Annotated in this window: 17 protein-coding genes; 12 read left to right on the forward strand and 5 right to left on the reverse strand. The window is 66.1% G+C overall.

Annotated elements, in window-relative coordinates; genetic code table 11:
* Window positions 1–17: 17 nt before the first annotated feature.
* From ykgO to NF876_RS38605, 3 genes are all read left to right on the forward strand, one after another.
* Entirely contained in the window at window positions 18–143 is a 126-nt protein-coding gene (gene ykgO / locus NF876_RS38595) for a type B 50S ribosomal protein L36 (RefSeq protein WP_009763379.1), read from the forward strand.
* Window positions 144–212: 69 nt separating this feature from the next.
* On the forward strand, window positions 213–818 hold the full coding sequence (locus NF876_RS38600) for a tetratricopeptide repeat protein (RefSeq protein ID WP_210812394.1): 606 nt from the start codon (window positions 213–215) through the stop codon (window positions 816–818).
* 15 nt (window positions 819–833) lie between these two features.
* Window positions 834–1,814, forward strand: coding sequence for an alpha/beta fold hydrolase (locus tag NF876_RS38605; RefSeq protein WP_210812395.1), 981 nt, complete (start codon window positions 834–836; stop codon window positions 1,812–1,814).
* On the opposite strand, the gene pyk is transcribed toward NF876_RS38605, so the two are convergent.
* From pyk to NF876_RS38620, 3 genes are all read right to left on the reverse strand, one after another.
* The gene (gene pyk, locus NF876_RS38610) at window positions 1,805–3,241 is read right to left on the reverse strand and encodes a pyruvate kinase (RefSeq protein ID WP_173948084.1); all 1,437 of its coding nucleotides are present in this window, start codon (window positions 3,239–3,241) and stop codon (window positions 1,805–1,807) included. The two genes, NF876_RS38605 and pyk, sit on opposite strands and share 10 nt — an antisense overlap.
* A gap of 2 nt (window positions 3,242–3,243) precedes the next feature.
* Window positions 3,244–3,705 carry a DUF1036 domain-containing protein gene (locus NF876_RS38615; RefSeq protein ID WP_173948068.1) on the reverse strand — a complete coding sequence of 154 codons (462 nt, stop codon included), beginning with the start codon at window positions 3,703–3,705 and terminating at the stop codon, window positions 3,244–3,246.
* Window positions 3,706–3,906: 201 nt separating this feature from the next.
* Window positions 3,907–4,845: a DMT family transporter gene (locus tag NF876_RS38620; protein WP_210812396.1), complete on the reverse strand. Its 939-nt coding sequence runs from the start codon at window positions 4,843–4,845 to the stop codon at window positions 3,907–3,909.
* Window positions 4,846–4,956: 111 nt separating this feature from the next.
* Here NF876_RS38620 and NF876_RS38625 point away from each other — a divergent pair, with 111 nt between their 5' ends.
* From NF876_RS38625 to NF876_RS38645, 5 genes are all read left to right on the forward strand, one after another.
* The gene (locus tag NF876_RS38625) at window positions 4,957–5,790 is read left to right on the forward strand and encodes an N-formylglutamate amidohydrolase (protein WP_262273184.1); all 834 of its coding nucleotides are present in this window, start codon (window positions 4,957–4,959) and stop codon (window positions 5,788–5,790) included.
* 4 nt (window positions 5,791–5,794) lie between these two features.
* Complete coding sequence (locus NF876_RS38630) at window positions 5,795–6,100, forward strand: DUF1244 domain-containing protein (RefSeq protein WP_210812398.1); 306 nt, start codon at window positions 5,795–5,797, stop codon at window positions 6,098–6,100.
* A 61-nt stretch (window positions 6,101–6,161) separates the two neighbouring features.
* Complete coding sequence (locus NF876_RS38635) at window positions 6,162–6,419, forward strand: DUF2312 domain-containing protein (protein WP_173948064.1); 258 nt, start codon at window positions 6,162–6,164, stop codon at window positions 6,417–6,419.
* 986 nt (window positions 6,420–7,405) lie between these two features.
* Window positions 7,406–8,554 (forward strand): plasmid replication protein RepC, encoded by a 1,149-nt coding sequence (gene repC / locus NF876_RS38640; protein ID WP_173948063.1) that lies wholly within the window; start codon window positions 7,406–7,408, stop codon window positions 8,552–8,554.
* A 100-nt stretch (window positions 8,555–8,654) separates the two neighbouring features.
* Entirely contained in the window at window positions 8,655–9,515 is an 861-nt protein-coding gene (locus NF876_RS38645; protein WP_210812399.1) for an urea carboxylase-associated family protein, read from the forward strand.
* Between the two features lie 63 nt (window positions 9,516–9,578).
* Here the strand turns inward: NF876_RS38645 and NF876_RS38650 are convergent, their stop codons facing one another.
* Entirely contained in the window at window positions 9,579–11,231 is a 1,653-nt protein-coding gene (locus NF876_RS38650) for a peptidoglycan L,D-endopeptidase MepK (protein ID WP_262265653.1), read from the reverse strand.
* Window positions 11,232–11,365: 134 nt separating this feature from the next.
* Window positions 11,366–13,129 (reverse strand): L,D-transpeptidase family protein, encoded by a 1,764-nt coding sequence (locus NF876_RS38655; protein ID WP_210812400.1) that lies wholly within the window; start codon window positions 13,127–13,129, stop codon window positions 11,366–11,368.
* 428 nt (window positions 13,130–13,557) lie between these two features.
* Here NF876_RS38655 and NF876_RS38660 point away from each other — a divergent pair, with 428 nt between their 5' ends.
* The 4 genes from NF876_RS38660 to NF876_RS38675 form a co-directional block, all read left to right on the forward strand.
* The gene (locus tag NF876_RS38660) at window positions 13,558–15,384 is read left to right on the forward strand and encodes a M3 family oligoendopeptidase (protein ID WP_262273187.1); all 1,827 of its coding nucleotides are present in this window, start codon (window positions 13,558–13,560) and stop codon (window positions 15,382–15,384) included.
* A gap of 92 nt (window positions 15,385–15,476) precedes the next feature.
* Window positions 15,477–17,423 (forward strand): PQQ-dependent sugar dehydrogenase, encoded by a 1,947-nt coding sequence (locus tag NF876_RS38665; RefSeq protein WP_210812401.1) that lies wholly within the window; start codon window positions 15,477–15,479, stop codon window positions 17,421–17,423.
* Between the two features lie 107 nt (window positions 17,424–17,530).
* Window positions 17,531–18,898 (forward strand): ABC1 kinase family protein, encoded by a 1,368-nt coding sequence (locus NF876_RS38670; RefSeq protein ID WP_262273185.1) that lies wholly within the window; start codon window positions 17,531–17,533, stop codon window positions 18,896–18,898.
* A gap of 58 nt (window positions 18,899–18,956) precedes the next feature.
* On the forward strand, window positions 18,957–19,916 hold a 960-nt coding region (locus tag NF876_RS38675; protein ID WP_262273186.1), incomplete at its 3' end, for a glycosyltransferase family protein.

The following is a 19,916-nucleotide window of genomic DNA, read 5'->3' on the forward strand; positions in this document are numbered from 1 at the left end:
GCCGCAGGAGACCGGATATGAAGATCCGTAACTCGTTGAAGTCGATCCGCGGCCGCCACCGCGACAACCAGCTGGTTCGTCGCAAGGGCCGGGTCTACATCATCAACAAGACCCAGAAGCGCTACAAGGCTCGCCAGGGCTAAGTTCGCTGCGGCAATGCCGCACACGAGAATCTGAATTGACCGCGCATGCCGGGATCCTAAAATCCCGGCATGCGCTTTTTCGCGTCCATACTGATCTTATCCCTGAGCTTCGCGTCCTACACGGCCGGTGCGCAGGAGCCCGCACGTCCCAAGGATCCGAGGGAGCAGGCCCAGCCGCCTCAGGCGCGTCCCCGGGCTTCCACCCTGGACGAACTCTTCGAACGCCTGGGCAAGGCCCAGACCGAGCGTGAGGCGGAAGGCATCTCGTCCCTGATCGAGCGGCGCTTCGCCCGTTCGGGCTCCGATACGGCGGATCTTCTCCTGAACCGCGCGGCCGAGGCCTTCGGCAAGAAGGATTATCCGCTCGCCATCGAACTGATCGACCGGGTCCTGGTGCTTCAGCCCAACTGGGCGGAGGCCTGGTACAAGCGGGCGACGGTCTTCTACCAGCTCGACGACCCGGTCGGCGCCATGGCCGATCTTCACCGGGCGCTGAAGATCGAGCCGCGCCATTTCAATGCCTGGACCGGGCTCGGCCATATCCTCATGGCGTCCGACGACAAGGCGAGGGCCCTCGACGCCTATCGGAAGGTGCTCGCGATCAATCCTCAGATGTCCGACGTGAAGACCATCGTGAACCGTCTCGGCCCGGAGGTTGACGGGCAGGATCTCTAAAGCCACGTAGCAGGGATGTCCCTGCTTCTCGTTCCTCTGGTCCCGCTCGCGCTCCTCGTCCTGGGAGCCGCCTTCACCTACGCCTATGCCTGGGCCATCGAACGGCGGTATCCGCCGACCGGCCGGTTCATCGCGGTCGACGGCCGCCGGCTCCATTACCGGGAGGAGGGGCCGAAGGGCGAGCCGCTCGGGACCGTCGTCCTGTTGCACGGCGCCTCGTCCAATCTCGTCGAATCCATGCTGGGAATCGGTGGGTCCCTCTCGGATCGCTATCGCGTCCTCGCCTTCGACCGTCCCGGCCATGGCTGGAGCGAACGCGGACAGGGCCTGAGCGAAGCGGAGCCTGCCCGGCAGGCGGCGCTCATCGCGGGGGCCTTGAGTCAGCTCGCTGTGCGCGACGCCGTCATCGTCGGGCATTCCTGGTCGGGCACGATCGTGCCGCATTTCGCCCTCGACCATGCCGACGTGACCGGAGCGATCCTGGTCCTGTCCGGCATCACGTCGCCCTGGCCCGGCGGCTATATCGGCTGGTACCGGCGCCTGATCGATTCCCGGGCGGGCTGGCTTCTGCTGCGCACCCTGGCCGTGCCGGTACTCCTCGTGCTCCGGCCCTCGATGAAGAGAAAGACGTTCTGGCCCCAATCAGCCCCGAAAGGCATCGTGAGGAAAGGCTTCATTCCGCTTGCCTTCCGGCCTCGCGCCTACGAGGCCAACATGCAGGACTTCGCCGTCATGTACCATGCGGTCCTGCGGCAGAGCGCGCGCTACCGAGACATCCGCGTGCCCGTGACCGTGGTGGCGGGCGACCGGGACGAGATCGTGTGGACGGACCTTCACAGCCTGTCCTTTGCCCGGGAGGTGCCGGGCGCGCAGCTGATCGTGATGCCGGGGATCGGCCATATGCCGCAATACGCCGATCAGAGAACGGTCCTGGAAGCCATCGAGGCCCTGGCCGACCGCGTCGCGCCGGCCAGGGTCGGGGCAGATCAGGCCTGAGCGGCGTGTTCCTGGTTGACGAAGGCGATGCGCACCATGTTGGTGGCGCCGGGTGTCCCGAAGGGCATGCCGGCCACGACGATGATGCGATCGCCAACGGTCGAATAGCCCTCGCGCAGGGCGAACTTGCAGGCGCGGAACGCCATGTCGTCGATGTCGCTGGCATCCTTCGTGCGGATCGAGTGAACGCCCCAGACCAGCGCCAGGCGCCGTGCCGTGTTCACGCTGGGTGTGAGCGCGACGACCGTGGAGTTCGGCCGCTCGCGGGCGATGCGGAAGGCGGTCGAGCCGGAGAAGGTCCAAGCGGCCACCGTCTTGATGTTGAGGGTGTCGGCGATCTGGTGCGAGGCTGCCGCGATGGCGTCCGATCCGGTGGCCTCCGGTTCCGCGTTGAGGGTGCGCATGATCGACCAGTAGTTCTGGTCCTGCTCAACCTCCTCGGCGATCCGGCTCATGGTGGCGACCGCGTCGATCGGGTACTGGCCCGAGGCGCTTTCCGCCGAGAGCATCACGGCATCGGCGCCGTCGTAGACGGCGGTGGCCACGTCGGAGACCTCGGCCCGGGTCGGCACCGGCGAGGTGATCATCGATTCCAGCATCTGGGTCGCCACCACCACGGGCTTGCCGAGGCGGCGGGCCGTGCGGACGATGCGCTTCTGGATGCCGGGCACCTTTTCCAGCGGCATCTCGACGCCGAGATCGCCGCGGGCGACCATGACCGCATCAGAGATCTCCATGATCTCGTCGAGGCGCGCGATGGCCTGCGGCTTCTCGAGCTTGGACATCACGAGGGCGCGCCCGCGCGCGACCTTCTTCACCTCGGCGACGTCCTCGGGGCGCTGCACGAAGGAGAGCGCGATCCAGTCGACGCCGGCATCGAGCGCCGCTTCGAGATCAGAGCGGTCCTTGTCGGTCATGGCCGCGACCGGGATCGTGGTGTCGGGCAGGCTCACGCCCTTGCGGTTCGAGATCTTGCCCGCGACCTCGACCGAGGTGGTGGCCGATCCCTTCTTCACGCTTTTCACCCGCAGCCGCAGCTTACCGTCGTCGATCAGCACCGTGTGGCCGGGCTCGAGGGAGGACAGGATCTCGGGATGGGGCAGGTGCACGCGGTCCTTGGTGCCCGGCGTCTTGTCGGCGTCGAGAATGAAGGTCTGGCCCGGCACCAGCATGGCGCTGTCACCCTCGAAGGCTCCCACGCGCAGCTTCGGACCCTGCAGGTCGGCGAGGATCGCGATGGGACGCTTGAACTTGGCCTCGATGGAACGGATCATCTCGACCCGCTCCTTCAGCTTCTCGCGGGGCAGATGGCTCATGTTCAAACGGAAGACGTCGGCGCCGGCCTGGAACAGCTTGGCGATCATCTCCGGGTTCTCGGACGCCGGTCCCAGGGTTGCAAGGATCTTGGTGCGCCTCTCGCGTCTCATCGTCATGGCCCCCCTGGCCGGTTCGTTTCGGTGAGCTGGATCGTCCAGCTCTTCTGTTCACCTGTATCGACTTCGAAAAAGCCGCTGCGGTCAAAGCCTCGGGCGAGGCAGTCCTCCGTGCCACGGATCGTGAACTCACGCTCCCTGGTGCACATGAAGGAGCGTCCGCTCCACTCGCCGCCCCGGTCGTAATCGATGGCATAGATATAGTAAAAGCGTCCGCCGAGCTGGCCCTTGAGCAGGGTCTCGCAGCCGCGGGCGTTGAGATTCCACCATCCCTCCGTCACCCATCCCTGCGCATCCCGGTAACCGAGCGCGATGCCGATTCGGCTCGGCGTCATGTTGCACAGACGCAGGTCCGCTTTGGCGGGCGCTGCCGCGAGAAGGCAGCCGCCGACGAGAAATGTTGCGAGCGCAAGGCTTCGCCGCCAGCGGGGAGACGATGTGAGAGAAGCGGCCTTCATGGGTGCGGTATGGTCGAATCGAAAGGAATGAAATCGCACAATGCGGTGAGAACTATGTCGAATCGTTGTCGGCCAGAAGATCAGCGGGAGCAAGAGTTTACAGCAGGGATGCTGCAGATTTTGCAGGCTGCATGGCCTTTACGACACGACGAGGCGGCTTGGAGAGGGCCTTTGCCCTCCATTCGAAGGGGGCTCGGGATCTCATCCACCGGGTGTATCGGCCTTGGGTCTGGCGATCCAGATCCCAAACAGGATCAGAGCGCCGCCCAAGCTCTGGACCGGGGTCAGCGCCTCGCCGAGAATCGCCCAGCCGAACACGGCTGCGGCGATCGCCTCCAGGAAGATCACCAGCGACGAGAAGACGGCCGGTAGCCGCCCGAGCGCAATGGCGAGCAGTCCCTGGCCGCCTGCATGGCTGACATAGGACATGGCGAGAAGGGCCGCGATGCCCTGCGCGGTCCGCGGCACCACCCGCGTGTCGAAGAGAAGCGCGACGACGAGAAGGATCGCCGAGGTGATCAGCCCGGCTTCGAAGGTCACCTGCGCGGCGCCCGCCGTCTTGCGCGCCCGGCTCGCGGCCAGGAAATAGAGGCCGAAGAAGAAGGCCGTGGCGAGCCCGTAGAGATCGCCTTCGATCCGCGCGGAATCCGCCTGGAGGCTCTGGCCGATCAGGGCAGCACCGCCCAGAAGGCACAGGGCGAGACCCATGAAGGTTCCCCGCGACACCTGCTGCCGGAGCACGAGCCAGACGATGAGCACGACGAAGAGCGGGGCCATGGTGGCGAAGAAGGTCGCGTTCGCCACCGTGGTCTTGAGAATCGCCAGGTGCCAGAAGAGCAGGTCCCCGGCGAATACGATGCCGCCGAAGACGCTCGCCTTCGAAAATCGGACCTTCGGGGCGCCGGCGGGCGCGCGCCTTTCCTCGATTCGCATCCAGGCATAGAGCAGGGGCAGGCAGAGCGAGACGCGCCAGAACGCGCTGGCGAACGGCCCCACATCGGCCGGCACCCCGTCCATGCCGGCGGAGGCGAACCGCACGAAAATCGGGGAAATCCCCATGGCGACGGCGCCGAGACACAGAGCGGCAAAAGCGCGGGCGACGCCCGGCTCGAGCCGGGCCGTTGTGGATGGGACAGCCATGAAGGTCGTGAAAGTGTGTTGCGCGGAAGGTCGCGTTGTCAGGGTTGGAGGGGCAGGGTAAGGCTTTTCCTCCGCCGTTCAATCCACCTTGTCTGAAATCCGTTCCTCGCCATGTCCGCCTCCGCCGCGCTCAAGCTCGACGATCCCCGTCTGGAGCCCTGTCCCGTCGAGACCATCCCAGGCTCCATCGAGACCGGAATCCTGATCCTGTGCGACCACGCGTCCAACGCGGTACCGCCGGATCTCGGCGATCTCGGCCTCCCAGCCTCCGAGTTCGAGCGCCACATTGCCTATGATATCGGGGCCGCGGCCGTCACCCGGTCGCTCGCCCGCCGCCTGGGCGCACCGGCCATCCTGACCCGGATCTCGCGCCTCGTCATCGATCCCAACCGGGGCCGGGACGATCCGACCCTGGTCATGCGCCTGTCCGACGGCGCGGTGGTGCCGGGCAACGCCCGGGTGGACGAGGTGCAAAGGCGCATCGCCCGGTTCTACGATCCCTACGACGACGCCATCGCGGATGCGATCCACAAGGCCACGGCGGCGGGCCACCCGCCTGTCGTCGTGACCGTCCACAGCTTCACGCCCGTCTGGCGCGGCTGGCCTCGGCCCTGGCATGTGGGAATCCTGTGGGACGCGGACGACCGCTTCGCCAGGCCGCTGCTGGAAGGCCTTGCGGCCGAGGACGGACTCGTCGTCGGCGACAACGAGCCTTATGATGGGGCGCTCGCTGGCGATACGGTCGACCGGCATGCCACCATCCGGGGGCTAGCCAACGCGCTGATCGAGATCCGTCAGGATCTGATCGCCCCGGAGGCAGGGGCCGGGGAATGGGCCGAGCGCTTCGCCCGGCTCCTCAAGCCTCTCGCCGCCCGGCCAGAGCTTCGGGAACCCAGGATCTTCGGGACACGCACCCGGGATCGCCTACGCCAGCATGGAGGATAGGCCGATGAAGGATATCGACGGGAAGACGCAGGTCGAGCTGGAGGCCGCCGCCTTCCGCAGGCTCGTCGAGCACTTGCGGGAGCGAACCGACGTTCAGAACATCGACCTCATGAACCTGGCGGGCTTCTGCCGGAATTGCCTGTCCAACTGGCTGAAGGAGGCGGCGGACGAGCGCGGCATCGCGCTCTCCAAGGAAGAAAGCCGAACCCATGTCTACGGCATGCCCTACGAGGAATGGAAGGATCGCCACCAGGGCGAGGCCTCGGCCTCCCAGCGGGCTGATTTCGAGAAGTCGAAGTCCGGGCATTAAAACGGCTTCAACCAAATGACCATAACACTGGCGCCAATGCCATCAATCAGGGGCTTCATTCATGGATGACGCAGCTTTCAACACCGAATCCGTCGCGGCCGACCAGCTAAAGGCCTTCATCGAGCGCATCGAGCGCCTCGAGGAGGAAAAGGCCGGCATCGCGGGCGACATCAAGGACGTCTACGCCGAGGCAAAGGGCAACGGCTTCGACACCAAGGTCCTGCGCAAGATCGTCTCCCTGCGCAAGCGCGATTACGCCGAGCGCCAGGAGGAGGACGCGATCCTCGAACTCTACATGCAGGCGCTCGGGATGCAGTAAGAGGCTGGAGCCGTTGTGCAGGATCGCGTATCGCGCACGACACCGCTCCATTTAACGTTCAATATCGGTCGCCGCGACCCGAAGCCGGAGCCTGGTCTCCGGCTTTCGACGTTCATGGGTGAGGAACCTGGGAGCTGATCTCTCCCCCGCCACGCCGGGGAGCAAGCGCGGAAGAATGACCCCGCTGGCAACTTCATCATGCCGGTCGGCAGATCGCAGGTCCGCTCCGCAGGCATAGGAACGCATCGCTCAAGATCCGCAATTCTGAATCGATGCTGGATCCGCATGCGATTCGAGGGTGAATCCTTCGAGGCGGATTATGTCTTGCTGCGCCAGTCCGGTTTGAATCTGCAATAGACGGTGTGCTCTCGCCAGTATTACTCGACAAATGCTGGTTTCGCTGCAGTAGAAGCGGCATCTCACATGAATCGAGCCGATATGACTTCGTCAATGTCAGCTTTGTCTTGACTCGCCGGTTCTCCCCTGACGAATCGCACAACTGCCGTTTCTTCAACAATTGTGTGGTCAGCCTTAACCAATTCTTACGGATCGACTCCACCCGCACGGCCGAATCGGACATCTCTGACGGCGTTACGAGACATTGGAGTTTGCACCGACGGCGCCCTGAGCGCCGCGGTCGTCAGCGCTTCCGAGAAGCCCCTCACGCGGTGGCCTCCGGGAGGCTGATGTGCTTGGCATCCGGACTTCTCCGCGTGGGTTCGACATCCACGCGAGAGGGCATCAGATCAGCCGGCGCGCATGCCTCCCTGGTCCCGCAACGCTCTTCGAGCAGGAGACGACAGACGTGAACTGAGGCTAGGCAAAGCAAAAGGCCCACGAAGCGGGAACTTCGAGGGCCTTTGGAGTCACCGAGGGACGGCAACGGATTCGTTTGGCGACAATCCTTATGCCTCCCGACAAGCTGAGTGTCAACGACATCGGTTCCGGTGAACGCTCCCGCTTTGCCCTCACATGGGAGGGATACGATGCAGCTTGCATCGTCTGGAGGCCGGCGGCTGAGACATGCTGCTTTGGCCGCGAGGAAGTTCGCGCTCGAAACCGGGCGCACGGTCACACGTAAAGAACTCTCGGCGTCCGCTCGCGAAGCCGAGAAGGCGCTCGGCCTGAGCGCGCCGCAGCGTCTGGTGTTGAGCCAGCTGGTGGCGTGCTGGGGCGAGCTTGCGATGGATCGGCTGCTTGTTTGGCCGTCCAATCAGCGCCTGATCTCGACGACGGGCCTGTCGGAGCGCGCCGTGCGCAATGCCGTTCGGGCCCTCATCGAATGCCAGCTCGTCATTCCGAAGGATTCGCCTAACGGCAAGCGCTACGCCGTGCGCGATGCCGCCGGCACCGTTGTGGACGCCTTCGGGTTCGACCTCACGCCGCTCTATGCCCGCCGCGGCGAATGGACGGCGGTCCTGGCCGAGCAGAAGCGCCAGACGGAGAGCTTGAAGCGCTCCTTCGACGAGATCACCATCTGCCGCCGCGCTGCCGAGGAGGCCTTGAGCGCGCTGGCCCAGTACCATCCGGCGGTCGATCGCGGGCCCATCGAGAGCCGCCTGTCCACGCTCAGAGCCCGGACCCCGAAGCGCTCCGGAACAGCCCTTCCGGAGGGCCTGCTCGATGCGTGGAAAGAGATCCGGCAACGCGCCGAAGATGCCTTCTACCAGGCGGGCTGTGGCGGCACGCAATGCCGACAAATAGAACCAGAGAAAGGATCTCCGAGTGAGACTTGTGACAAGGGCATTCGGGTTGAAGCGCCGTCCGAGGACCCGGCTCCGTCCCGGCTGCCGCCGCTGCTGCCCGCCCTGGTCGCCGAAGCATGTCCGGTGGTGTCCGCCTGCGCTCATCCGATCAGCGATGCGGTCGATGTGGTCGCGGCAGGCCGCTTCCTGCGCGCATCCCTCGGAGCCCATCCGAGCGCCTGGAACGAGGCCGTCGCGGCGATCGGCGCCCTCCGGGCGGCGACAGCCGTGATCTATGTCCTGCAGCTCTACGACGACGACGTGTCGAGCGGCCGAAACCGGATCCGGAATCCGGGCGGCTATTTCCGATCCGTCGTGCGCATGATCGAGGCTGGTCGAATTGATATGGAACAGGAGTTGCTGAGTTTGAGGCGCCGCAGGATGGTCTGAGGACTGGGGGAGGTGGGCTTTGCCAGCGCCGGCGCTTCGCGCTCGCCTGTGCCGATCCGGTTCCCTATAAGGAAGCGACAACGACAAGCTGGAGACAACCATGAAGCTCGCCCGGGACCAAGTGTCCGATCCTGCCGACGCGCAAGCGCGTCGGAGCGTTGCTCCCGTCATCTGCTATCCGGTCGAAACCCTGCCGCGGCCCGATCTCGCGGCTTACCGGGTGGCGCGTGAGGGCTGGGAGAAAGTGGACGAGGTCGTCGTCCCGGCCAGGGACGCGCGCTGCTTCAGCGTGCCCGCCGGCTGCTTCTTCCGGATCGTCAGCATCGAGGGCCCGCAGGTGGGCGACCTCAATCTCTGGGCGGCGGACGATCTCGACGAGCGCTTCTTCTCCGGCAAGACGCGGGCGCTCAACGGCACGCATGTGTCCACCGGAGACCAGCTCTGGTCGTCCCTGCCGTACTTAAGGCCGATGGCGACGATCACGCACGACACTCTCGACTGGTACGGCTTCGACCAGTTCGGCGGCTCCGTGCACGACGTGATCGGCACGCGGTGCGATCCCTACACGCATCGTCTGCTCTCGGGCCAGGACTACCATTACTGCTGCCACTCGAACCTGACCCGTGCGCTCGCCCATCGGCTGGGTCGTCCCAAGGCTGAGGTCGAGCCGGCGGTGCACGACGTGCTCAACGTGTTCATGTGCACCGGCTTCACCCGCGATACGGGGCAGTACTTCATGAAGGCAAGCCCCGTCAGACCGGGCGACTACCTGGAGTTCTTCGCCGAGATCGATCTGCTCGGCGCGCTCTCCGCCTGCCCGGGCGGCGATTGCAGCGCGGAGCATTCGAGCGATGCGGCGGTCTGCCATCCGCTGCTGGTGGAGGTGTACAGGCCCAAGGCGCCGCCGCGGGACTGGACCCCGCCGGCGCGCAATGCCTATGGCCGGCAGCACGGCGAATGAAGAGGCCCTCATCGGCGTGCCGATCCGGTGAAACGAAAAGGGGCTCCGCAGGGAGCCCCTCTCTTATCGCACCGCGTTCAGCGGTTTGACCGCCGGTCCGGTGAAGCGGTTCGTCGCCAGATCGCCCGCGGGCTTGCTCGAGAAGCCCATGTGCAGGCTGGGCTCCGCCGACATGAGGGCGCTCAGCGCCGTCGGCGGCTTCTTCGGAGCCGGGGGAGACTTCGCCTCAGGTGCGGCGGCGGTCTTCGCCTTCGTGACCTCTTTCGGGGTCGACCCGGTGACCGGAATATCGACAGGGCCCGCGGCGGCGACAACGATGGGGCGCAGGTCGGGCCGCGGCGGCGGGAGCGGAACGGCCGCCATCTCCACGGGGCCGCGCAGCTCCGGGACGCCGGGAATCGGGTTCGTGGCGGCGAGAGAGCCCGGACGGGCCGGCGGGAGCGGGGCATAGGCTATGGCGAGGGTTCCGGCGACGGGCTCGACGTCCGTGTCCTCCGCATCCGGCCGCCGCGGCGGCATCGGCGCGAAGGCCATGCCCTTGGCGATGGACATCTCGGATTGCGCGTCCGGTCCCTGCTGCCAGGCCAGGGCCGGACCGGACGCCGTCTGGACGGTGCTGGGCGCACCGTTGATCCGGGTCGGCGGCAGAGGCGCGGAGGCCGGCGGGGTCAGATCCTCACGCAGGGCCGGTGCGATGGCGGCCATGACGGCTGGAGCGGGCGGTTCGGGACGCGGCTGGATCGCCACCGGAGCGCGGCGGGCCGGCTCAGGTGCCGGAGCCGGCTGCAGCGCCGCATAGACCGACGCGTTGGAATCGCTGGCATAATAGTTCTGCGCCGGCTGGGACTGTGGTTGCGGCTGACGGGACGCCATGATGGTCCGGCTGGGCCGCGAGGCGACACGGATCTCCTCCGCGTCCTCGTTCTCGTCGTCGTCGAGACCGAACAGGGTGGCCCAGAAGCTCTTGCGGCGCGGCTGGGTGGCGACGGCCTCCTCGGCATCTGCATAGGCCGTGTAGCCGGCCACCGAGCCGCCCCTGGCGAGCACCTCGGCGCGGGCCTCGTCGTAGCCGGGCAGGGGGCGGCCGTCCGACGGGATGTGAACGGTCTTCCCGTCCGGGAAGATGCTCGCGAGCTGGGAGCGGGTCATGCGCGGCCAGGCGCGCACGCTGCCCACGTCGAGATGGACGAACGGCGTGTAGGCATTGGGATAGTAGCCGACGCCGCCGTTCTGCAGCCGCATGCCGATGGCGCGCAGGCGCGCGGTCGACACGTCCGGCAGGTAGAAGTCCATGGCCTTGCCCTGCATGTGCTGGCTGTTCTTGGCCACCACGCTCGATCGCCGGCGGAGCATGGAATTGGTCTGCGGCGAGCGATAGCCCGAGTTCACATGCACCGGCTCGTTCGAGCCGGACTCGCGGTAGACCTCCCACACCGTATCGAACAGGCGCGGGTCCATGCGGGTCGGCTCGTCGCGCCGCCAGTCGCGCAGGAACCAGTTGAGCTGCTGCAGGGCGCCGGAATCGTATTGGCCGTTGCGCCGGAAGGTGACGGTGAGGCTTTCCTTGGTGTTGTTGTTGTAGAGGCTCAGGGTCCGGGTATCGCCGTTGGCGACGGCATCCTGCGTGCCGCGCACCCCGCCCACCATGACGGCCAGAATGGCCGCAAGACCAATGCCGGCGCGATGCGCCAGGCGGTCCGTACGCAATACTCTCACTGTGATACTCGTCTTTACCGGGCCGCATCCGGGGATGCGGCAATCCTTATAGTGAAAGGATCTTTGCCGAAGACGGTTACCTTCGCGTTAAGTCAGGGTGAGAATTTCGTTGAAAACGGAACGGGATTTGGGAGCTATTCGGACAGGTTGAGGGCGGCCCGGACCTTGCGGTCGAGACCGTAGATGTCGTCGAACCGCTTCACCTCGCCCTTCTCGTCGATCGCGAGCGTGAAGTAGGTCAGGTGCACGGGCAGGGGATTGCTCAGCTGCACGGTGCGCTCGCCCTTGCCGATGAGCCCCCGCAACCGCTCCTCGGTCCATTTGCCGTCCCGGCCCATGATCTCCTCGGCGAGTTCGAAGGGCTTCTCGACGCGCACGCAGCCATGGCTGAAGGCGCGCTTGCTGGCCGAGAACAGGTTGCGGTTGGGCGTATCGTGCAGATAGACCGCGTGCTGGTTGGGGAACATGAACTTCACGAAGCCCAGTGCGTTGCGCTCGCCGGGCGGCTGCTGCACGACGATCCGGTCGCCCCGGCGGATGACCTTGTAGCCCTTGCGCGCCGCGTAATAGGGATCGTTGGCAAGCGCCGGCAGGATCTCCTTCTTCATGATCGACGGCGGGATCGTCCAGGATGGATTGACCACGAGATACTTCATGGTCTCGGAGAAGATCGGCGTCTGCGACTGCTCCTTGCCGACGATCACGCGGGTCTGGTGGACGACGGTGCGGCCATCGACTACCTGCAGGCGGTATTCTGGCACGTTCACCATGATGTGCCGCTGTCCCAAATCCGCAGGCAGCCACCGCCAGCGCTCCATGTTGGCGATCAGGTCCGACTGCCGTTGTGCCACCGATGGGCCGGACAGAGCGGCGATCGTCTGAGAATTGAGAACGCCCGTATCCGGCAGGCCCTTTTCCTTTTGAAAGGCAGCCACGGCGGAGGCCACGCGCTCGTCATAGACCGTCTGATTGTCCGGATCCTTCGTGAGATTGAACCGGGCGCGGATCAGAGGCACACGCGGATCCTTCATGCCCACGCGCAGGATCGGCCCTCGTGGAAGCCGGACGCTCGGCTGCGACGGGTGACTTTCGCGCAGCTTCGCCAGCCGCTCCTTCAGGGCCTTGTAGCCGGGATGCGGCGGGTTGTAGGCCTCGAGCGCTCCGCCCGCGTCTCCCGCGGAGGAGACGCGGCTCAGCACGTCACCGGGGGACGGGAGATCGAGCTTCGGGGTCACGAGCGGCGACAGCCGGGCGAGATCGATGCGCCCCCCGCGGGCGTCCCGGGCATAACGGATCACGGACAGGGAGAGCTTCACGTCGGCCCGAGCCCATTGCGCCGGCGGCGCATCCTTGCGCAGGCCCCGGTCGGGCAGAGCGTAATCGGCTGGATCGAGACCGTCCTCGTCGGCGGCTTTCAGGCGTTCCATCACGCCGCGGGCGGCAGGCGACCAGACCCCGTCCCGGGCCCAGACGAGGGGACGCTCGGCCTGAGCGTAATAGGCCGACAGGGCGTCCCGGTCCTTGCCGCTCACCCGCAGGTCGCGCATGGCGGCCTCGTCGGCGAGCAGGCCTTCCACGGCCATGCGGAAGAGATCCGTCTGCATCAGGGCGGTGACGGGCGCCGCATCGGGCAACGGGATGTCGATGACCGGGGAAGCCCTCAGATCGGCTGCCTCGACGGTGACGGGCGCAGGCTCGAGGAGCGGAATGGCTTGGGAAGCCGTGTCCGGCCTTGGCGGGGTCTCCGGAACGGCGGCATCGTGGAAGGAGGGTTCCGCGGGAGCGGTCTGGACGAGATCCGGCTGGATGCCGGCGTCTTCTGCAAGAGCGGCAAGGGGGAGGAGTGAAACAGACCCAATGAGGCCGAGCCAAAGTGCCGTCTTGCGCAAGCCACGCATGATCCTGCTCCTCGTCGCAATGAAGGTGGAGGCTCGAAAGTCCCCCATCGAAAGGATTTCGTCAGTGTTCCCGCACACGTTCTGTTACGCTTAACGCACAAAACGCCATGCGGCTTCACCCTCTAGGTCAAGTTCCTTCAATTTTCTGTAAAAAAGCCCGAGCACGGCGGGCCTCCCGCCTCCATACGAACGATGCGACCATCGCCTGCGAGTAGGCCGGACGAGGTATGAAGGGTCGAACCCGCGAGCGGGAATCGCCGAGGCGATGCCAGGAGAAGGGTAAACCGGCCGTTGACAGGAGGCAGGCGGCGCGCCCGGGCCGAGACGGGTTGATCCGCAGAGCGCGGCGGCCAATATGTGTGCAGGACCATTCCGTTAGACCGATCCCAAGCAGGCCATCGCCCGTGACCTCCCTGACAGCCTCTCACATGCATCATCCGTCCACCGCCGGCGCCGCGCAGGCCGAACTCGGGCTGCTGCCCGAATGGAACCTCTCCCACCTCTATCCTGGCATGGACAGCGAGGCCTTCAAGCAGGATCTCGCGAAGGCCGAATCGGAGTGCCGGGCCTTCGCCGCCGCCTATCGCGGCAAGCTCGACGGGATGGCCAGAGGCGAGAACGCGTCGGAGCGGCTGGACGACGTGGTGAAGCGCTACGAAGCGCTCGAAGATCTGCTCGGCCGCCTCATGTCCTACGCGGGCCTTGTCTATTCCGGCGACACCACCGACCCGGTCCGGGCGAAGTTCTACGGCGACACGCAGGAGCGCCTGACCGCCGCCTCGACGGAGCTTCTCTTCTTCGGGCTCGAACTCAATCGCATCGAAGACGCGGTGCTCGACAAGGCGGTGAGCGAGGAACCGCTCAGGCATTACAAGCCCTGGATCGAGGATCTGCGCAAGGACAAGCCCTTCCAGCTCGAGGACAAGATCGAGCAGCTCTTCCATGAGAAGTCGGTGACGGGCCGCTCGGCCTGGAACCGTCTGTTCGACGAGACCATCGCGTCGCTGCGCTTCACGGTGCGCGGCGAGGATCTGCCCATCGAGCCGACCCTGAACAAGCTGCAGGATCCGGACGAGAGCGTGCGCAAGGACGCCTCCGACGCCCTGGCCAAGACCTTCAAGGCGAATCTTCGCACCTTCACGCTCATCACCAACACGCTTGCCAAGGACAAGGAGATCTCCGACCGCTGGCGCGGCTTCGAGGACGTGGCCGATTCCCGCCATCTGGCGAACCGGGTCGAGCGCGAGGTCGTGGAGGCCATGGTGTCGGCCGTCCGGGAAGCCTATCCGCGCCTGTCGCACCGCTATTACGCCCTGAAGGCCCGGTGGTTCAAAAAGGACAAGCTCGACCATTGGGACCGCAACGCGCCCCTGCCGAAGGTCGAGCAGCGCACCATTTCCTGGAACGAGGCGAAGGATACGGTTCTGTCGGCCTATTCCGCCTTCTCGCCGCGCATGGCCGACATCGCGCAGCGCTTCTTCGACGAGGGCTGGATCGATGCGCCGACCCGTCCCGGCAAGGCGCCCGGCGCCTTCGCCCACCCGACCGTGCCCTCGGCCCACCCCTATGTGCTCCTGAACTACCAGGGCAAGCCGCGGGACGTGATGACCCTGGCGCATGAGCTCGGGCACGGGGTGCACCAGGTCATGGCCGGCCCTAACGGCGCGCTCATGGCGCCCACGCCCCTGACCCTCGCCGAGACGGCGTCCGTCTTCGGCGAGATGCTCACCTTCCGCCGTCTCCTCGACCAGACCGTCGATCCGGTCCAGCGCAAGGCGATGCTGGCCGCGAAGGTCGAGGACATGATCAACACGGTGGTGCGCCAGATCGCGTTCTATTCCTTCGAGCGCAAGGTGCATCTGGAGCGTCGCAACGGGGAGCTCACGGCCGACAAGTTGTGCGAGCTCTGGATGTCCGTCCAGGACGAGAGCCTCGGGCCGGCGATCCGGCTCGGCCCGGGCTACGAGAGCTTCTGGACCTACATCCCCCACTTCATCCACTCGCCGTTTTACGTCTACGCCTATGCCTTCGGCGATTGCCTCGTGAACTCGCTCTACGGCGTCTACGAGCGGTCCAACGAAGGCTTCGTGGACCGCTATTTCGCGCTCCTCTCGGCGGGCGGCACCAAGCACTACTCGGAGCTGCTCGCGCCCTTCGGCCTCGATGCGGGAGATCCGGCCTTCTGGCAGATCGGCCTGTCCATGATCGAACGGCTGATCGGCGAGCTGGAGGCGATGGAGACCCCAGCCTCCTAGCATTTTGCCGGGCGACCCGGAGACCGGCCGCCCGGGCCTGCACACGATAAGAACAGAACGAACACGGATGGGGCTGGACCGGGAGGTCGACCATGGCGGTTCGTATCGGGAGCCAGGCTGAGGACCGGCTGAGCGGAACCAAAGCGGCGGACACGATCTACGGGTACGATCCCAATGCCCGGACGCCGCCCACGGTGGCGGCCACCATGATCGTGTCCGGCCTGGACAACCCGCTCTATCTGACAGCGGCGCCAGGTGATTCCCGGCATCTTTTCATTCTCGAGAAGCGCGGGCTCGTGAAGGTCCACGACACCGGAACGGGCCAGACCCTCGGCGGACCCTTTCTCGACGTCTCGACACAGGTTGCGACCGCCGGGGAGCAGGGCCTCCTCGGGCTCGCCTTCGCGCCCGATTTTGCGACGAGCCGGCGATTCTACGTCTATCTCAGCACGACGGCCGGCGATGTCGAGATCCGGGAATACAGGACGCAGGCGTCGAACCCGCTCGTTGCGGATGCCGGCAGCATGCGGCTCATCGACCGGATCGACTACCCGTCGTCCACCAACCACCGCGGCGGGTGGATCGGCTTCGGACCCGACGGCTATCTCTACGTGGCGACCGGCGACGGCGCGAACGGCGCCAATGCGCAAAGCATCGGCAACCAGCTCGGCAAGATCCTCAGGCTCGACGTGAAAGCCGACGCCTTTCCGTCCGACCCGGCGCGGAACTACGCCCTGCCGCCGGACAATCCAGCCTCGATCGAGGGCATTGCCGGCAGTGCGGCGGGCACCGGCATCTATGCGGCCGGCCTGCGCAATCCCTGGCGCGTGAGCTTCGACCGCCTGACCGGCGAGATGATGATCGGCGATGTCGGCCAGAGCACCACCGAAGAGATCGATCTGGGGCGGGCGGGCGCCAATTACGGCTGGAGCGCCACCGAAGGCCCGTTCGATCCCCGGGCTTTCCCCAATTTCACGAACCCGATCCACGCCTATGGCCGCGATCTCGGCGTCGCGGTCACGGGCGGCTACGTCTATCGCGGGCCCGAACCGGATTTCCAGGGGATCTACTTCTTCTCGGATTTCGGCACCAGCGGCATCTGGACCCTGCAGCGCGCCTCCGGGTCATGGTCGTTCAAGGATCTCACCGGGCAGGTGGCCGTCGGGGGCGGTCCGATCGGATCCGTCTCGTCGCTCGGGGAGGATGGAGCCGGCAACCTCTACCTCGTCGATTACGGGGGCAAGATCTTCCGTCTGGACCTCAGGTCCGGCACTGGCCCGGACATCCGGGCCGATGCGGCGGACGTCCTCAGCGGCGGTGGCGGCAACGACCGGATCTTCGGCGGCGGCGGCAACGACTCGCTGTACGGAGGCGCCGGCAACGACACCCTTCGGGGCGGGCCGGGCGCCGACCTCCTGTCGGGTGGAAGCGGCGTCGACTATGCGGATTATCGTGATTCCTCCGGACCTGTGCGCATCGACCTCGCACGGAAGACCCAGGCGGGCGGCGATGCCGCAGGCGACCGCCTGGTCGGCATCCAGGGCGCGCTCGGCAGCGCGTTCAACGACGCGCTCAGGGGCTCCGGGAGCCACGACACGTTGCGTGGCGGCGCCGGCGACGACAGCATCTCGGGCAATGCCGGCAACGACAGGCTTTATGGCGATGCCGGTCAGGACACCCTCGTCGGAGGCCCAGGGAAAGACTGGATGTCCGGAGGACCCGGGGCCGACGTGTTTCGCTGGAGGTCGGCCGGGTCCGCCGGGCCGGATCTGAACAGCGCCGATGTGGTGCGCGACTTCAGCCACGGGGCTCACGATCGCCTGGATCTGGTGGCGATCGACGCCAACAGCCTGCGCGGCGGCAACCAAGCCTTCGCGTTCATCGGAAGGGCCGATTTCACGGCGGCCGGGCAGGTCCGGTACGAGGTCTCGGGATCCGAGACACGCGTTCTCCTGAACACGGATGCGGATCATGATGCCGAGGGCATCATCCGCCTCATGGCGATCCGCAGCCTGAAGGCGGGAGACTTTCTCCTGTAGCCAAGCCGAGCGCCCACCCCGGTAAAAGGCCGCGGAAGGACGCCCTGGCGCTCGGCAGACCACGCCATATCTAAAGCTCTCCAGTTCCGAGCAAGAGATTCCACGTCATGGCCGATTCCGACCGCGAAGCGAACCGCTTCTCCGCGCGCGCCGCCCGCTACGCCCGCGTGGGCGCCAATATGGGCGGAGTCGCGGCCCGCATGGCCGGCGCCCGGCTGTTCGGCGGCGATGCCCGCGACGCGTCCAACGCGGCCGTGCTGGCGCAGGCGCTCGGCGGCCTGAAGGGGCCGATCATGAAGGTGGCGCAGCTTCTGGCCACCATTCCGGATCTGATCCCGCCGGAATACGCCGCGGAGCTTCAGAAGCTGCAGAGCGAGGCGCCGCCCATGGGAGCGGCCTTCGTGAAGCGGCGCATGCAGGCGGAGCTCGGGGCGCAATGGCAGAGCCGCTTCGGCTCCTTCGATCTCACCCCGGCCGCCGCCGCATCCCTCGGCCAGGTCCACCGCGCATCCACGAAGGACGGGGAGAAGCTCGCCTGCAAGCTGCAATATCCCGACATGCAGTCGGCCGTGGAGGCGGACCTCAAGCAGCTCGAGCTCGTCTTCGCCCTTCACCGGCGCATGGATCCCGCCATCGATACCCGCGAGATCGCCAAGGAGATCGGAGAGCGGGTGCGCGAGGAGCTCGATTACGAGCGCGAGGCGAAGCACGCAGCCCTTTATGCCCAGGCCCTGACCGACGTGGCGGAGGTCCGGGTGCCCCGGGTCCATCCGGACCTGTCCACCCGGCGGCTTCTGTCGCTCGAATGGCTCGAGGGCGAGAAGATCCTCGGCTTCACCGAGGCTCCGGTCGAGATCCGCAACCGGCTGGCGGTCGCCATGTTCAAGGCCTGGTGGCACCCCTTCAGCCATGCGGCCGTCATCCATGGAGATCCGCATCTCGGCAACTACACGGTGTTCTCCGAGGACGGGGAGGCGCAGGGCATCAACCTGCTCGATTACGGCTGCATCCGCATCTTCCATCCCCGCTTCGTGGGCGGCGTGGTCGATCTCTACCGCGGCCTTCAGACGGACGACCGGGCCCGGGTCGTCCACGCCTACGAGACCTGGGGCTTCAAGAGCCTCTCGAACGAGCTGATCGACATCCTCAACATCTGGGCCCGCTTCATCTATGCCCCGCTCCTCGACGACCGCGTCCGCACGGTGGCCGATGGGGTCAAGCCCGGCGAGTACGGCCGCCGCCAGGCCTTCGAGGTCCACAAGGCCCTGAAGGAGAAGGGGCCGGTCACGGTGCCGCGCGAGTTCGTCTTCATGGATCGTGCGGCGGTGGGTCTGGGCGCGGTCTTCCTGCATCTGAAGGCCGAGCTGAACTACCACCGGCTCTTCGAGAACGAGATCGACCGCTTCTCCCTGGACAACCTGGAGCATAAGCAGAAAGAGGCTCTGGCCGCCGCCGGTTTACCAAATCCGGTGTAATGAGGTTGCATCTTTCGCCGGTTGGCCGTAGAGGCTAACGGTAGGGTAGGGGCAACCGATGAAGATCGCTTTCGTTCACCAGAACTTTCCGGGCCAGTTCCTGCGTCTGGCCCGGACCTTCGTGGCCGAGGGGCATGAGGTCGTGGGCCTCGGGATGGTCAAGCAATGCGCCATCCCGGGCGTGAAGTACTTCTCCTACGACGCGGTGCCTGGGCCGGACGACGCGCCCTACCAGAACCGCTACTCGCCGGTCATTCCACGCCTGCGTCGGGCCTATGGAGTCGCCTACCGGGCAAAGGCGCTGGCCAGCCAGGGCTTCGAACCGGATGTCGTCGTGGTCAATACCGGCTGGGGCGAAAACCTGTTCCTGAAGGACATCTGGCCCAAGGCCCGCCATGTGGCCTATTTCGAATATTATTACCACGCCAAGGGGCAGGATCTGGACTTCGATCCCGAATTCCCGGTCACCAACGAGGAGGTGATCTGGCGCCTGCGCCTGAAGAATTCCATGCAGCTCGGGGCGCTCGACGCCGCCGACCTCGCCGTGGCGCCGACCCGCTACCAGCGGGACACGTTCCCCACCTACCTGCGCGACCGGCTCGCCATCATCCATGACGGCATCGACACCCACAAGCTCCTGCCGGACCCTCAGGTCAGGCTCCAACTCGGCGAGAGCGGGCCGCAGCTGACCCGCGAGAAGCCCGTCGTCACCTATGTGACACGCAACATCGAGCCGATGCGTGGCGCGCACGTGGTCTTCAAGAGTCTGCCCTATCTTCTCGACATCGATCCTGACCTCAGGGTCGTCATCGTCGGCGGCCGCGGCACGAGCTATTCCGGCTCCGCGCCCAACGGGCAGTCGTGGTTTGATGTGTTCAAGGCCCGGATCGAGCGTCCGATCGACTGGTCCCGGGTCCATTTCGTCGGAAACCTGCCCTATGACCAGTTCGTGAAGGTCCTGCAGGTCTCCTCGGCCCATGTCTACATGACCTATCCCTTCGTGCTGTCCTGGTCGTCC

Source organism: Microvirga yunnanensis, from assembly GCF_025460875.1.